The sequence below is a fragment of the Pseudomonadota bacterium genome, assembly GCA_037200975.1.
GTDB lineage: Bacteria > Pseudomonadota > Gammaproteobacteria > Steroidobacterales > Steroidobacteraceae > CADEED01.
Map to the genome: position 1 here is coordinate 3127501 of JBBCGI010000001.1, position 16474 is coordinate 3143974.

10 protein-coding genes and 2 rRNA genes (1 of these 12 cut by a window edge) are annotated in these 16474 nt (G+C 60.3%); 7 read left to right on the forward strand and 5 right to left on the reverse strand.

Features of this window, described 5'->3' with window-relative positions:
- The 7 genes from WDO72_14150 to WDO72_14180 all read left to right on the forward strand — a co-directional run.
- Positions 1–2786, forward strand: a 23S ribosomal RNA gene (locus WDO72_14150); it begins 117 nt to the left of the window's first position.
- Between the two features lie 205 nt (positions 2787–2991).
- Positions 2992–3106 (forward strand): 5S ribosomal RNA (gene rrf / locus WDO72_14155).
- A gap of 209 nt (positions 3107–3315) precedes the next feature.
- The gene (locus tag WDO72_14160; protein ID MEJ0086821.1) at positions 3316–4338 is read left to right on the forward strand and encodes a cupin-like domain-containing protein; all 1023 of its coding nucleotides are present in this window, start codon (positions 3316–3318) and stop codon (positions 4336–4338) included.
- 58 nt (positions 4339–4396) lie between these two features.
- Positions 4397–5890, forward strand: a complete 1494-nt coding sequence (locus WDO72_14165; GenBank protein MEJ0086822.1) for a tryptophan halogenase family protein — start codon at positions 4397–4399, stop codon at positions 5888–5890.
- A 16-nt stretch (positions 5891–5906) separates the two neighbouring features.
- On the forward strand, positions 5907–6596 hold the full coding sequence (locus WDO72_14170; protein MEJ0086823.1) for a DUF6445 family protein: 690 nt from the start codon (positions 5907–5909) through the stop codon (positions 6594–6596).
- Between the two features lie 462 nt (positions 6597–7058).
- A complete protein-coding gene (locus WDO72_14175) occupies positions 7059–10319 on the forward strand; it encodes a TonB-dependent receptor (protein ID MEJ0086824.1) in 3261 nt (1086 codons plus the stop codon).
- A 139-nt stretch (positions 10320–10458) separates the two neighbouring features.
- Positions 10459–11199, forward strand: a complete 741-nt coding sequence (locus tag WDO72_14180) for a SapC family protein (GenBank protein MEJ0086825.1) — start codon at positions 10459–10461, stop codon at positions 11197–11199.
- Here WDO72_14180 and WDO72_14185 read toward each other — a convergent pair.
- From WDO72_14185 to WDO72_14205, 5 genes are read right to left on the reverse strand one after another with little or no spacing between them, the layout of a single operon-like run.
- Positions 11178–11576, reverse strand: a complete 399-nt coding sequence (locus tag WDO72_14185) for a Dabb family protein (GenBank protein MEJ0086826.1) — start codon at positions 11574–11576, stop codon at positions 11178–11180. The two genes, WDO72_14180 and WDO72_14185, sit on opposite strands and share 22 nt — an antisense overlap.
- Positions 11573–13036 carry a mannitol dehydrogenase family protein gene (locus WDO72_14190; protein ID MEJ0086827.1) on the reverse strand — a complete coding sequence of 488 codons (1464 nt, stop codon included), beginning with the start codon at positions 13034–13036 and terminating at the stop codon, positions 11573–11575. Before WDO72_14190 ends, WDO72_14185 begins: the two co-directional genes overlap by 4 nt.
- Before the next feature lie 18 nt (positions 13037–13054).
- Positions 13055–14842: an IlvD/Edd family dehydratase gene (locus tag WDO72_14195; protein MEJ0086828.1), complete on the reverse strand. Its 1788-nt coding sequence runs from the start codon at positions 14840–14842 to the stop codon at positions 13055–13057.
- On the reverse strand, positions 14832–15704 hold the full coding sequence (locus tag WDO72_14200; GenBank protein MEJ0086829.1) for an SMP-30/gluconolactonase/LRE family protein: 873 nt from the start codon (positions 15702–15704) through the stop codon (positions 14832–14834). The genes WDO72_14195 and WDO72_14200 overlap by 11 nt, the downstream gene beginning before the upstream one ends.
- A gap of 10 nt (positions 15705–15714) precedes the next feature.
- A complete protein-coding gene (locus WDO72_14205) occupies positions 15715–16467 on the reverse strand; it encodes an SDR family oxidoreductase (protein ID MEJ0086830.1) in 753 nt (250 codons plus the stop codon).
- Positions 16468–16474 lie beyond the last annotated feature (7 nt).

The following is a 16474-nucleotide window of genomic DNA, read 5'->3' on the forward strand; positions in this document are numbered from 1 at the left end:
AATGGGGCAACCCAGAGCTTCGGCTCTATCCCACACTGAATACATAGGTGTGGGAAGCGAACCCGGTGAATTGAAACATCTCAGTAACCGGAGGAAAAGACATCAACCGAGATTCCCCTAGTAGTGGCGAGCGAACGGGGACCAGCCCAGTTGGGGTAAGTCGACGAGAGTTAGTGGAACAGTCTGGAAAGTCTGGCCATAGTGGGTGATAGCCCCGTACACGAAAACTCAAATCGATGACCAACGAAGAGTAGGACGGGACACGTGAAATCCTGTCTGAACATGGGGGGACCATCCTCCAAGGCTAAATACTCTGTGCCGACCGATAGTGAACTAGTACCGTGAGGGAAAGGCGAAAAGAACCCCGGCGAGGGGAGTGAAATAGAACCTGAAACCGTATGCGTACAAGCAGTAGGAGCCCCGCAAGGGGTGACTGCGTACCTTTTGTATAATGGGTCAGCGAGTTATTTTCAGTGGCAAGGCTAACCGAATAGGGGAGCCGTAGGGAAACCGAGTCTTAATCGGGCGAACAGTCGCTGGGAATAGACCCGAAGCCAGTCGATCTATCCATGTGCAGGATGAAGGCCAGGTAACACTGGCTGGAGGTCCGAACGAACCACTGTTGCAATAGTGCGTCGATGATGTGTGGATAGGAGTGAAAGGCTAATCAAGGCTGGCGATAGCTGGTTCTCCCCGAAAGCTATTTAGGTAGTGCCTCGAGCGAATACTCTGGGGGGTAGAGCACTGTTTGGAGAAGGGGACCATCTCGGTCTACCAACTCCATGCAAACTCCGAATACCCAGAAGTAATACTCGGGAGACACACGGTGGGTGCTAACGTCCATCGTGAAAAGGGAAACAACCCAGACCATCAGCTAAGGTCCCAAAATTTCGGCTAAGTGGTAAACGATGTGAGAAGGCATAGACAGCCAGGAGGTTGGCTTAGAAGCAGCCATCCTTTAAAGAAAGCGTAATAGCTCACTGGTCTAGTCGGCTCGCGCGGAAGATTTAACGGGGCTCAAGCCGAGTACCGAAGCTATGGGTTTGCATCCTTCGGGGTGCAAGCGGTAGGGGAGCGTTCTCTAAGCCTGCGAAGGTGGACTGTGAGGTCCGCTGGAGGTATGAGAAGTGCGAATGCTGACATGAGTAACGTTAAAACGGGTGAAAAACCCGTTCGCCGAAAACCCAAGGTTTCCTGCGCCACGTTAATCGGCGCAGGGTGAGTCGGTTCCTAAGGCGAGGCCGAAAGGCGTAGTCGATGGAAAGCTGGTCAATATTCCAGCACCAGGTATCACTGCGATGGGGTGACGGAGAAGGCTAGGTTATGCGGTGCATGCACCGTTCAAGGTCGTAGGGATTGTCGGTTGGAAAATCCGCTGACATTTATCCAGAGATCCGAGCACGAGGGAACTTCGGTTCCCGAGATAGCTGATGCCACGCTTCCAGGAAAAGCCTCTAAGCTTCAGGTGATAACTGACCGTACCGTAAACCGACACTGGTGGGTGAGCAGATAATCTGCTTAGGCGCTTGAGAGAACTCGGGTTAAGGAACTCTGCAAATTGATACCGTAACTTCGGGAGAAGGTATTCCTTTGGTTGTTAGTGGACTTGCTCCACAAAGCAGCTAGAGGAGGCACGAAATCGGTGGCTGCGACTGTTTACCAAAAACACAGGACTCTGCGAACACGAAAGTGGATGTATAGGGTCTGACGCTTGCCCGGTGCCGGAAGGTTAATTGATGGGGTCAGCCGCAAGGCGAAGCTCCTGATCGAAGCCCCGGTAAACGGCGGCCGTAACTATAACGGTCCTAAGGTAGCGAAATTCCTTGTCGGGTAAGTTCCGACCTGCACGAAAAGCGTAACGCTGGCCACACTGTCTCGACCCGAGACTCAGTGAAGTTGAAATCGCTGTGAAGATGCGGCGTAGCTGCGGAAAGACGGAAAGACCCCGTGAACCTTTACTACAGCTTTACACTGAACTTTGAACTTGTTTGTGTAGGATAGGTGGGACCCTTTGAAGTGGGGGCGCTAGCTCTCATGGAGGGAACGTTGAAATACCACCCTGACAATTTCGGAGTTCTAACCTCGGCCCGTTATCCGGGCTGGGAACAATGTATGGTGGGTAGTTTGACTGGGGCGGTCTCCTCCCAAAGAGTAACGGAGGAGTGCAACGGTACGCTCAGCGCGGTCGGTCATCGCGCACAGAGTGCAATGGCACAAGCGTGCTTAACTGTGAGACGTACATGTCGAGCAGGTGCGAAAGCAGGTCATAGTGATCCGGTGGTTCTGTATGGAAGGGCCATCGCTCAACGGATAAAAGGTACTCCGGGGATAACAGGCTTATTCCTCCCAAGAGTCCACATCGACGGAGGAGTTTGGCACCTCGATGTCGGCTCATCACATCCTGGGGCTGTAGCAGGTCCCAAGGGTTCGGCTGTTCGCCGATTAAAGTGGTACGCGAGCTGGGTTCAAAACGTCGTGAGACAGTTTGGTCCCTATCTTCCGTAGCCGTTGGAGATTTGAGGGTGAGCTGTCCTTAGTACGAGAGGACCGGGATGGACGTACCTCTGGTGTTCCGGTTGTCACTACAGTGGCACTGCCGGGTAGCTATGTACGGACGGGATAACCGCTGAAAGCATCTAAGCGGGAAGCCCCCCCCAAGATTAGATCTCCCTGGGAACTTGATTCCCCTAAAGGGCCGTCGAAGACTACGACGTTGATAGGCTGGGTGTGTACAGGCAGTAATGCCTTTAGCTAACCAGTACTAATTGCCCGTGAGACTTGACCATATAACTTCAAGCAGTTTGGCTGTTGCTGGCCACGCGTTTCAGACGCGCTGCTGCGAAGTGATGTCATTGGAGCATTCACATGGTGAATGCGACATGGTCCTGACTCTGCAAAGCAAGTCGTGCGACTTGGGCGTCAATTCAAAAAACTATCGGATTGGGCGATTGGTTCGGGTTGTTAGCCTGGACGGATCGCTAAACAGAATTCCCTGGCGGCTATAGCGAGCGGGAACCACCCGATCCCATTTCGAACTCGGAAGTGAAAACGCTCCGCGCCGATGATAGTGTGGCAGCTGCCATGCGAGAGTAGGTCACTGCCAGGGTCCTAACAAAGAAAGCCCCCGTCACGAAAGTGGCGGGGGCTTTTTCTTTTTTGCTTCGACACGGCGGTCTCTTTGCGCGGGGCGGCGGACGTCCCATCCCCCGGTGACTGCCTCCCCAAGCGCGGGCTTCGGCTCCCAGTGGGCTGCGTCGATCGCCCTTTTCAGCACGCCCAAGCCGAGAAGCGCCGGGTGGCATAAAATTCCCCGCCATGAACAAGGTCAGCAACGAAGCGCGGGTGCTCGAGGGATGTGAGCCCGGTCGTTTGCCGCTCGAGCAGTTGTTGTCGGATCGAAGACCGACGGTGCTCAAGGGGCTTGTGCGCGACTGGGCGCTGGTTCATGCGGGGCAGCGTTCGATGGACGACGCGATGAGCTATTTGCGTTCCTTCGACAATGGAAAGCTTCTCTCGGCATCGTTTGCCGGCCGGGAAGCGCGCGGCCGACTCTTCTACAGCGACGATTTCACGAAGCTCAACCTGGATGCCCGGCGCGTCAGGATGGCCGACGTGCTCGATCAGATCCGCGCACATATAGATGAGGATCCCGCACCCACCATCTATATAGCTTCCGCGGTCGTCGACAGTCATCTGCCCGGTTTCCGAAAGGATAACGACCTCGGCTTTGCCGCCCTCGGCGTCGAGGCGCCACCGGCGATCTGGATCGGCAATCGCACGATCGCTTCGTGTCACTACGACGCGCCCAACAACATCGCCTGTTGCGCCGTCGGCCGGCGCCGGTTCACGATGTTCCCGCCCGAACAGGTGGCCAATCTTTACCCGGGGCCGCTGGATCCGACGCCCGGTGGACAGGCCATCAGCCTGGTAGATTTCGCAAATCCCGATTTCGACCAGTTTCCCGGATTTCGCGACGCCATCGCAGCCGGATGTACCGCGGTGCTCGAGCCCGGCGATGCCATCTTCATTCCGTCCATGTGGTGGCATCACGTCGAAGGGTTGAGTTCGTTCAATACTCTCGTGAACTACTGGTGGGGCACGTCGCCGGACTTCATTCCGACGCCGCAAAATGCGTTGTATCACGCGATGTGGGCTATTCGAGACCGTCCTGCCGCTGAAAAAGATGCCTGGCGCGCGGTGTTCGAGTACTACGTTTTCGGGCCGTCATCTCGCGCAGGTGAGCACATTCCGGAACAGGCGCGCGGCGTGCTGGGTCCGATGAACGATCAGCAAGCGCGATTTATCCGGGCCATGCTGATAAACAAGCTGAATCGTTGAGCGCGGCTCGCGTGCCGCAATATCGTGCGGCGCGCGGCAAACGGAGCGGAAATTGAAAATGAGCGCAGTGAAGAGACTGGTGATCGCGGGCGGCGGGACCGCGGGCTGGCTTGCAGCCGCGGCTATCTCCAACCAGCTCGGCAAACTTCTCGAAATCACACTGATCGAGTCGGACGAAATCGGCACGATCGGCGTCGGTGAAGCGACCATTCCGCCGATTCGCGTATTTCACAAACTGCTGCAGATCGACGAGCAGGAGTTCATGCGCGCGACCGCGGCGACGTTCAAGCTGGGCATCCTGTTCGACAACTGGGGTCAGAAAGGCGATCGCTACATTCACTCATTCGGCCGCAACGGCAAGCCGACCTGGATGTGCGAATTCCACAATTTCTGGCTGCGCAGCCTCGAGCTCGGCGTGGATTCGGAGCTCGGTGATTACTGCTTCGAGCTTCAGGCAGCGAAGGCGGGGAAGTTTGGTTTGTCGCAGCAAGCGGACGTCAACTACGCATACCACTTCGATGCTGGCCAGTACGGCAAATTCCTGCGGCGCTTTGCCGAGGGTTTCGGCATCAAACGCGTGGAAGGCAAGATCAAGGAAGTAAAGCAGGACTCGGAATCCGGGTTCATCGAGTCACTCGTGCTGCATTCGGGCGAGGTGATCGAAGGCGATCTTTTCATCGATTGCACCGGCTTTCGCGGCTTGCTGATCGAACAGACGTTGAAGACCGGGTACGAGGACTGGTCGAGCTGGTTGCCTTGCGACAGTGCCGCCGCCGTGCAGACCGAACTCATTGCCCCCGCGCTGCCGATGACTCGCTCCATCGCCCACGGTTCCGGCTGGCGCTGGTGTATTCCGCTGCAGCATCGCGTCGGCAACGGCCTGGTTTTCAGCAGCCAGTTCCAGTCCGACGATGCCGCGAAAGAAGAACTCGTCGCCGCGATCGACGGCAAGCCGCTGACCATGCCGCGCGTCCTCAAGTTTCAGACCGGCCGGCGACGCCAGGTATGGAACAAGAATGTGGTTGCGCTCGGACTCTCGAGTGGATTCATCGAGCCACTGGAGTCCACGAGCATTCATCTGATGATGGTCGGCGTGACGCGTCTGCTGCACCTGTTCCCGTTCGACGGCGTGAAGCAGCCGCAGATCGATCAATACAACGAAGCAGCTCGTATCGAGATGGAGAAAACCCGCGACTTCGTCGTGCTGCACTATCACGCGACACAACGTGACGACACGCCGTTCTGGCGGCACTGCCGCGACATGCCGATCCCCGATTCACTTGCACACCGGGTCGAGCTGTTCAAGCAGACCGCGTACGCGTTCCAGGGCGATGGAGAGCTGTTCCGCGTCGATTCATGGACGCAGGTGATGCTGGGTCAACGCATCAAGCCAGAGACCTATCACCACGCCGCGCGGATTCTGGGCGAGGAGGAACTGAAGAAATTTCTCGCCGACTATCGATCATCGATCTTGCAGACCGTCGCGCGCATGCCGGTTCACCAGGATTTCGTGAACCAGTATTGCAAGGCGAGCAGCAGCGTCTGGAACTGAATCCGCGGCGGCGTTCGTGATCCTCGTACCTCATCCCGGCCTCGCCGTGCAGAAATTGACCATTGGCCGCGAGTGCGCGCCGCTGCTGGTCATCGACAACCTGGTGGCCGGCGCCGAAGGGCTGGTCGACCTGGCCGCGGGCAAGTTGTTCGGCGATGTCACTAGCTACTATCCGGGCATTCGCGCGAAGGCGCCGCTCAGCTACCAGCAATTCGTCCTGGAGCAGATGCGCAGCTTGTTCAGCGAAACCTTCGGCCTCCAAGGCAAGGCGCTGCGATTCACCGCGTGTTACTTCTCACTCGTGACCACGCCGCCCGAGAAACTTTCGCACCTGCAATGTATTCCGCACATCGATTCGGTGCTCGGGACGGAGCTCGCATTCGTTCACTACCTGTTCAAACGCGATCACGGGGGCACCGCGTTCTACCGGCATCGCAGTACGGGCTTCGAGGTGATCACGCAGGAACGCAAAATCCAGTACTTCGAGACAGTCGAGGCGGAAAAGACCGGCGCCAACAAACCGGCGGTGGGCTACATCGGCGGCAGCACTGCGCTTTACGAGCAGCTGCGCAGCGAAGCGGGCGTCTTCAATCGCATGCTGGTGTATCGCCGGAATTCCCTGCATTCCGGCAGCATCGCCACCGGGACGGCCGTGGACCCGAATCCGCGCAGCGGCCGGCTTTCCATAAATGGCTTCATGGCCTGATCCGGGCGGTCGCCGGAACCGGCCGCTCCGAATTTACGGTAGCGCTCGCAAAAGTTGTTGTTTTTCGCGTCAATACTGGCGCAACAAAAATCGGCGCGAATTTGTCGGTTGTCCGTCGCCCATTCATAACCACATGAATTTAAAGATGAAAGACATTTAGATTGTCTCTGTGAATGTCTTCGCAACCTGCTGATTTAGCCGTGGACTTTTGTACACAGGGTGAATATCCTCCGCTGCAGTGTCGAGGGGGACGCGCGATTTGCGCATAGCTATTTCAAGCCATTCGGGCGCCGTTCAGTTGCGCCTTTGTATCTGCGGTCTTGGCAGATCCCCCTCCGTTTTGTCGCCGTTGTCGACCAATCCTTTCTTATCGACCTTTAGTTAGGTCCGTTTTTCTGTTCCACAGTTGATCCCGGTTTTTCACAACGAATAGATGTACGAGTGCGGAGGAGACATCTCAATATGAAATTCAATCCCAAATTAACCTCAAAGGCCCTGTTCACCATCGTCGGTGGTGCAGTGCTCATCAACCCTGTTTTCGCCCAAGATCAATCGAGCGAAGAACTCGAAGAAGTGGTCGTTACAGGTCTGCGCGGAAGCTTGAAAGCTTCGATGGAAACCAAGCGTGAAGCGGTCGGCGTCGTCGACGCGATCAACGCGGAAGACATCGGCAAGTTCCCGGACACCAACCTGTCCGAAGCTCTGCAGCGCATCACCGGCGTGTCGATCGACCGTCGCAACGGCGAAGGCGCGACCGTCACGGCTCGCGGCTTCGGTCCGCAGTTCAACATGGTCACGTTGAACGGTCGCCAGATGCCCACGGCCGACGCATACGCAGGCGGCGAACTCGTCACCGGCGGCTTCGGCGGCAATTCGCGTTCGTTCAACTTCTCGAACCTCGCTGCCGAAGCGATCAACGCGGTCGAGGTCTACAAGACCAGCCGCGCTGACATCGCGACCGGCGGCATCGGTGCCACGATCAACGTCAGAACGGCTCGTCCGCTCGACAACGATGGTCTGGTGCTCAACGTCGGCGCGAAGGTCGTCAACGACACCACCAATCGTGTCGGCGATGACTACACGCCTGAAGTTTCGGGCATCTTCAGCTGGGCCAGTGACAGCAAGGTGTTCGGCGTTGGCGTGTCCGCCAGCTACCAGAAACGCGATGCCGGCTCGTCGACCGCAACGGTCAACGACTGGCACATCCAGCCTTGGGATGCTTCGAGCATTGCAGCCAACCAGGGCGGCGCGCCGCTGTACGTCAACCCGGGTGCGAACCCGTACATCACCAGTGACGACGTCGTCCAGGCGACGATCGTCAATGCGCCGGCCGATGGCCAGCTGTACGGCATCCCGAACGACATCCGTTATGCGTTCTCCGACACGGAGCGTGAGCGCCTCAACGGCCAGGTGACGGTGCAGTTCGCGCCGATCGACTCCCTCACGTTGACTGCCGACTACACGTTTGCGCAGCAGAACCTGAAGGAAGATCGTGGCGAGCAGACCGTGTGGATGAACCGTAACGGCTTCAACTACATCGAGTTCGACACGGGTCATGAAGTCGCGACGCCTCTCGTGCTGCGCGAATTCACCGGTTCGGGCAAGGATTTCGGTTACGAGCAGCAGCATCGTGAGCAGGAAAACCAGCTCAAGTCGGCGGGTTTCAATGCCGCCTGGGATGCGACCGAGAAGTTCAGCGTGAACTTCGACTATCACGATTCGGAAGCGACCAGCTTGCCGGATGACCCGGTTACCGGTGGCGGCCAGACTGCGTTCAGTCTCGCCGGCAAGGTGCCGAGCACGTGCCTCGAACGCACGACGATCCCGAACCCGACTGCGGGCCAGGAAAATGCGTGCATCAACAGCTCGAATTTCTGGAACCAGGAGTTTCAGTTCAACAACGGGTTGCCGATTGCCGCACGCACGTTGTTCGCTGACCAGAATGCCGCACACGCGGGCACCGGTGGCGTCTCCGACTACGACTTCAACCAGTCGAGCCTGGGATCGCAGGTGTTGCGCATCGGCTACCAGGATCAGACGACCGACATCACGCAGGCTCGCCTGGATGGCAAGCTCAAGTTCGAGAACGGCTCGATCAGTTTCGGTGTCGAAACTCGCGAAATGGAGTCCCGTCAGCGTTCCTCAAACAACACCATTCACATGGGCGACTGGGGTGTCGGCGACTCGGGCACGGTTCCCGATCTCGTGGCCTTGTTGACGCCGTTCAGCCTCACGGGCGCGTTCGACGACTTCAATCCGGTCGGTGCCCCCACGGGCGGCTGGAAGGGCAATGCGAACACGCTGGGTCAATGGTCCATCGATCGCGGCAACAGCGATCCGAGCAATCCGGCGATCTGGAAGTATGCGAACTGGGACGAAGCAACTTCTCCCGATGGTGAGCTGCGCTACAACCCGGGTTTCGGTACCGACAGCACCGTGCAGGAAGACACCAAGTCGTTCTACTTCCAGGTGGCACTCAAGGCGGAGCTGGGCGACATGCCGGCGAACATCGTCCTCGGTGCGCGTTATGAGCAGACAGACGTCTCTTCGTCGTCCGTCATCCTGGTGCCGACCGCGGTTCGTTGGGAAGACGATAACGACTTCGCGGTCGTTCGTCCGACCACGTCCACCGCGTTCACCCAGAGTGCCGACTACGACAACCTGCTGCCAAACCTCGACTTCGACGTGTCCATCACCGACTCGTTGAAGGCGCGCTTCTCGTACAGCGAGACGATCGCTCGTGCGGGTTACGGTACGTTGTCTGCGGGCGCGAGCCCGAATGGTCCCGGTGGTTCGACGCTCAACGGCTTCGTGCCGACGGGCACCGCGAACAATCCGGGCATCCTGCCGCTGCAGTCCGACAACATCGACGTCTCGTTGGAGTACTACTTCTCCGACAGCGGTTATGTTTCGGCGGGGTTCTTCGACAAACGTGTCAAGAACTTCATCGGTAACGAAGTCGTCAACCAGAACCTGTTCGGTATCCGCGACGAGACGGGTGGTCCGCGTGCTCAGGCGGCATATGCCGCGTTGCAGGCCGCCGGCGTCAGCGCGCCGAACGACTCGCAGCTGTTCACCATGATGGCCATGATCGAACATCCGGAAGGCACGACCTATCAAGGCACGTTCTATCCGGGTGGCCAGGTCAACTACACCAACGACAACAACCAGCACATCGCATTTGCGACAGGGTTCGACCTGCTGCCGACTGCCGATGATCCGCTCTGGGAGTTCGCCGTGAACCAGCCGGTGAACAACAAAGAAGCCAAGATCCATGGCTTCGAGTTCGGTGGTCAGTACTTCTTCGGCGACAGCGGCTTTGGCATTCTTGCCAACTACACCGTCGTCCGCGGAGATGTTGGCTACGACGTCACCAGCGACCCGAACGAAAATCAGTTCGCGCTCACGGGTCTTTCCGACTCGGCGAACGCGGTGCTGATGTTCGAGAAGTTCGGCATCTCGGCGCGCCTGGCCTACAACTGGCGCGATGAGTTCCTGCAGAACATCAACCAGGGTGGGTTCAGAAACCCGATCTTCGTGGAGCCGTATGACCAGATCGACCTGAGCGTCGGCTACGACGTGAACGACCACATCGCTGTGTCGTTCGAAGCCGTCAACCTCACGGGCGAGGACATTCGCTGGCACGGCCGTTCGGACAACCAGCTGTGGCGCCTGGAAGACCAAGGTGCACGTTACAGCCTGGGAGCCCGTTACAAGTTCTGAGGAACTGGGTTCTAACCGGATGTGCGCAAGCGCAAACGGCTGGAATCTCAACGGGTGATTGTTGATACGAGGAAGGCCGCTGTTACACAGCGGCCTTCTTCTTTTCTGCGGCACAATGGGCAAAAACCGGGAATCCGAGATGACCAGACACGTATTGCTGAACAACATCGAGCACAAGGATTTGCGTGTGATCACGCGTCACGGCGCGGAGTTCGGCGACAACGTCGGCACCGTGCTCACGTATCCCACCGAATACGCCGACATACAGCGCGAATATCCGATCTTCTTTCGCAAGGACCCCGACAGTGGCGAGTACCTGTCGATCGCCCTGCTGGGCTTCTCGAAGGATGAAAACGTATTTCTCGACGAAGGCCGCTGGAATGCCAGCTACATCCCGGGCATCGTGGCGCGTGGACCTTTCCTGATCGGCTTTCAGGATCAGCAGGGAGACGGCAAACCGAAGCCGGTCATTCACGTCAACCTGGACGATCCGCGCGTGAGCCAGACCGAGGGCGAACCCGTATTCCTGCCGAAGGGCGGCAACAGCCGCTATATCGAAAGAGTGTCGGCGATTCTCAATGGCATTGGCGAAGGCATGGCGGCGAGCAAGGCCATGTTCGCGGCGTTCAGCGCCGCCGGGCTCATCGAGCCGGTCAAGGTCGAGGTCAAGTTCAGCGATGCGGAGCAGTACAACCTGCTCGGCCTGCATACCATCAGCGACGAAAAGCTACGTGGACTCGACGGCGCGACGCTCGAGAAACTCAATCGCGCCGGGTTTCTACAGGGCGCATTTCTGGTCGCCGCTTCGCTGAACAACGTCAGGAAGCTCATCGACCTCAAACATCGCCGGCGCGCGCGTCAGGCCGACACGGCGTCATAGACCACCACGCGCTCCCACAGGTGGGAGCAGTCGGCCACGAATTTCTTGTGGATCTCGTGGTCCTGGTAAATCTTCTGGCCGGCGGTGTCGTCGAAGAACAGCACCTCGGAGGCGCTGTAACTGTTGTCGACCACTTCGCGTTTCTCGGTGCTGGCCGGCACCCCGAAATGCGCGCCGCGGACACTCTCGATCCTGGTGAGCGTGCGCAGCCCCGCGAGCAGCTTCGCAAGATCATCCTTCGACTGCGGATTCTTGAGCCAGAAGAACACGTGGTGAATCAGTTTGGGATAGGTAGTCACGGCTGCGGATGCTCCGGCTTTGGAAGCAACTGCCACGGCGGCGGTTGCCGAGATGAAGGTCCGGCGGGAAGTGCTCATGGAGACAACTCCGGCGTAAGGGCGGAATGCGGGTCGGCGAGTTTCGCGTAGGCGGCTTCGAGCGCCGCGCGGAAGGCCTTCTCGCCGAACAATGCGGGCGGCACCACCGACTCGCACACCGCGAAACGGGCGACATCCGCGCGCGCGTCTCCTGTGCAGGCGCTGCCGATCGCCGTGAGGCGTACCGCGTCCGGATCGACGATCGCCACACCGGCCTTGGCCTGGCGCGCGATGAACCGCATCCACGCCGCGAGCGGCATGACCAGCCGATGGATCGGCCGGCCGGCGCGCAGCGCTTCGGCAATGGTGACGCTGATGCGCACCGGCAATTTCTTCGAGCCGTCCCAGGCGATCTGGCTCAGCAGGTGCCGGATGCCGGGATTTCGAAAACGCGCCAGCACCGCGGAGATGTAGTGTTCGGCGTCGAAGCCCGGCGGGGAGCCGAGACTGGGACCCAAGTCTTCCGTCATCAGCAGCTCGACGAACTGCGCCAGCTGCTCGTCACGCATCGCATCGGCGACCGACTCGTGGCCGCGCAGCAGCCCGAGATACGTGAGCGTGGAATGCGGTCCGTTGACGAGGCGCAACTTGGCGCGGTCGTACACGCCCACATCCGGCGCGAGCGTGACGCCGACTGACTGCCAATCCGCGTCGCGCATGACCGGCAGGTCTTCGACGACCCACTGCGTGAACGGTTCACGTTGAATGGGCCATGCATCGATGATGCCGGTGATTTCGATGGCCCGCTTGCGCAGGGCATCGTCGGTGGCGGGCGTGATGCTGTCGACCATCGTGCGCGGACAAACGACTTCGGCTTCGATCCAGGCGGCGAGATCCGCGTCGGATTGGCGGGCGAACGCCACCAGCGCGCGATGCAGGACCTGGCCGTTGTCCGGCAGGTTGTCGCAGCTCAGCACCGCGAATGGCGGCACTCCCTGCGCATGACGCCGGCGCAACGCTTCGACGATCCAGCCGATGGTGCTGCGCGGCTGCGCCGGGTTCGCCAGGTCGTGGACGATGTCCGGATTGGAAGGATCGAGCGTATTACGCGCGTCGAGGCAATACCCCTTCTCCGTCACGGTCAGCGACACGATGCGCGTATCGCGCGCCGCGAGGCGCGCAAACGCCGCGTCGGTGTCGGTGGCGCCCACCAGCAGTTCACGGATCGCGCCGATCACGCGTGCACGTGGTGCGGCGCCGAGCTCGATCAGCGTGTACAGGCCCTGCTGTTCCCTGAGCGCATCGCGCAAGGTCGTGCTCTTCAACGACAGCGCCGAAATCGCCCAGCGTTTGTCGGAGTGCAGCAGCGTGTCGACGTAAAACGCCTGGTGCGCGCGATGAAACGCGCCCGGGCCGATGTGCACGATCCCGATGCGCGTCGCGCCGCGATCGTAAGTCGGCAAAATGGTGCCCGAGCGGGCGGAATGCAGGCTCGCCTCACTGAGGCGCGGCGGACTCATCAGAACCTCGATGTCTATCTAGTGGTTGTGGCGGGGCGTCTTTTTCGCGACGCCACGATACTTCACCGCCATTTCCATGACGGCTCCGCTGTCGAGCTGCCCGACGGTCGAGCGATACAGCTCCTGCCACGGGGTCGCGCTCTCCGGCACGGGTGGCAGCCCTTCGCTCTTGCGTCGCGCGATCTCATCGGCGGCCACCAGCATGTCACAACTACCCGCGGCCAGATCGATGCGGATCCGGTCGCCGGTGCGCAACCAGGCGAGTCCGCCGCCCGCCGCGCTTTCCGGAGAACAATTGAGAATCGACGGGCTGTCGGAAGTTCCGGATTGCCGGCCGTCGCCCAGGGTCGGCAGGCTCATGATGCCGCGTTTGATCAGCGCGTCCGGCGGTTGCATGTTGACGACCTCGGCGGAGCCCGGCCAGCCCAGCGGCCCCGAGCCGCGGATCACCAGGATCGTGTTCTCGTCGATGCCGAGCGCCGGGTCGTTGATGCGCTCGTGATAGTCGGTCGAGCCGTCGAATACCACGGCGCGGCATTCGAAGCTGTCGCCGTTGCCGAGGTAACGCTGGCGGAATTCCGGGGAGATGACGCTGGTCTTCATGATCGCGAAATCGAACAGGTTTCCCTTCAGTACCAGGAACCCGGCCTTTTCCTGTACCGGCTTTTCATAGGTCGTGATCACGTCGCGGTCGCTCGCGATGCGCCCGGCGACGTTTTCCGCCAGCGAACGGCCGGTCACGGTCAGAGCCTGTCCATCGATCTTTCCGACCCGCAACAACTCGGTCAGCACGGCGGGGACGCCGCCCGCGCGATGAAAACGTTCGCCCAGGTACTTGCCGGCCGGCTGCATGTTCACGATCAGCGGTATGTCACGCCCATATTTCATCCAGTCGTCGGGAGTGATTTCGATGCCCGCGTGGCGCGCCATCGCGACCAGGTGCGGCTGCGCATTGGTAGAACCACCAATGGCCGCGATCGCCGTGATCGCATTGAGAAACGACTGGCGCGTGAGGATTTTCGAAGGCCGCAGGTCTTCGTAGGCCAGCTCGACGATGCGTCGCCCGGTTTCATACGAGATCTGGCCGCGCTCGCGATACGGCGCGGGAATCGCCGCGCAACCCGGCAGAGACAGCCCGAGCACCTCCGCGACCGCGTTCATCGTCGACGCGGTACCCATGGTGTTGCAGTGGCCGAGCGACGGCGCCGAGGCGGCGGCGGCGGCGAGAAACTGCTTTTCGTCGATCTGGCCCGCGGCGAGTTTGCGCCGGGAACGCCAGATGACCGTGCCGGAACCGACCAGTTCGCCCTCGTTCCAGCCGTCGAGCATCGGGCCACCCGACAGGACGATCGCCGGGATGTCGACGGTCGAGGCGGCCATGATCTGCGCCGGCGTGGTCTTGTCGCAGCCGGTAGTTAGCACGACCGCGTCGATCGGATAACCATGCAGGATCTCGACCAGCCCGAGATAGGCGAGGTTGCGGTCGAGCGCCGCGGTCGGACGGCGGCAGTTCTCGAAGATCGGGTGCAACGGGAATTCCATCGGCACGCCGCCGGCATCGCGGATGCCCTCGCGCACGCGCTTCACGGTGTCCATGTGGATGCGATTGCAGGGCGTGAGATCGCCGCCGGTTTGCGCGATGCCGATGATGGGTTTGCCCGACAGCAGTTCTTCGGCCGTGAGGCCGTAGTTCATGAAGCGCTCGAGATACAGCGCGACCATGTCGAGGTGCTTCGGATCGTCGAACCAGTCGCGCGAACGAAAACGGCGCTGCGGCTGGATCCGCGTGGTGGAGTCAGATCCCATGAGAAACGATTCCTTGAGGCAGTCCGGGAACGTCGACGCGCGTGCGGAACAGCCCGCCCGCGAGCGGCTGCTGCTGGCGTTCCGCCGCGTTGAGCGCGACGTGCGCCGTGGTGATGTACAAAGTCCTGAGATCGTCGCCGCCGAAAGCGGCCTTGGTGACGGCGGAGCAGGGCAGGCGCAGCGTGTGCAGCAGTTCACCCGTGGGTGAATAACGCTGCAGGCCCCACCCGCCAAATATTCCGGTCCAGAGGCACCCTTCGGCGTCGACGCACGGGCCATCGGGATATCCGCCGCCCTGCGGCAGACGCGCGAATACACGCTTGTTCGTCAGCGCACCGGCGCGCGCGCGATCGAAGGCATAGATGATGCCGGCCAGCGTATCCGTGTGATACAGCACGCGCCCGTCGGGACTCTGCGCTGGTCCGTTCGAGACGACGTAACCGGGATCGCGGGTCACGCAGCCGGTGTCGCCGAGCTGGTAGAGCGCGCCGCTCGGCTCTTCTTCGTTGTCGTCCATCGAACCGAACCACAGAAAACCTTCGGCGTCGACGAACCCGTCGTTGAGCCGGTTGTTGGGAGCGTGCGGCTCGACCACGTGCAGCAGGGTGAAATTGCCGGTTTCCGGATTGAAGCGGTGCAACCCGGTCTTGAGGCCGGCGATCAGCCAGCCCTTGTCGGTCGGCAGTACGAACCCGACACGTGCCGGCGCGGGCCACGTGCGTTGCTCGCCGCTGGCTGGATCGAAACGGTGGATGGCGGGCGCCTTGATGTCGACGAACCAGACGGCTCGTTCGCTCGCGGACCAGACGGGTCCTTCGCCGAGCAACGCACCCACGGGCCAAACGCACTCGACTTCGGACATTCCGCCCTCGTTATTGATATCCGCCGTCGACCCAGTAATTGTGCGCCGTACACATGCGCGCGTCGTCGGAGGCCAGGAACAGCACCATCGCCGTCACGTGAACCGGGTCCACGCGCGACTTGAGGCACTGCTGGGCGAGAATCTTGGCTTCTTCTTCGGGCGTATGCCAGAGCTTCATCTGCCGCGGCGTGCGGATCGCGCCGGGCACCACGCAATTGACGCGGATATTCGCCTCGCCGAGATCGCGGGCCAACGCGCGCGTGAGGCCTTCGATGCCGGCCTTTGCCGTCTCGTAGATCGGCAGGTCGGGAATCGCCGCATGCCACGACACCGAGCCCAGGTTGATGATTGATCCGCCGCCATTTTTCTTCATGCCCGCGGTCACACACTGGGCACTGAAAAAGATGTGCCGCAGGTTCACCGCAATGCGCTGATCCCAATATGCGGGCGTGACCTGCTCGAATTTGTGCCGGTCGTCGTTCGCCGCGTTGTTGACCAGTACGGATACCGGGCCGGCCTTGGCTTCGATCGCCGCGAAACACGCGCGCAGCGCATCGATGTCCGTGAGGTCGCACTTCAGGAACTGTGCCGCGCCGCCCAGCCGTGCGGCCAGGGCATTCGATTCGCTTTCCGCCACGTCGAGGAAGAACACCTTCGATTTCTGCCGCGCGAATCCCTCGACCATCACTTCGCCGATGCCCGAGCCGCCTCCGGTGATCACGACGGTCTTGTGGGCGAGCGATGGATAAACAGCGTGCGTCATATTTTTC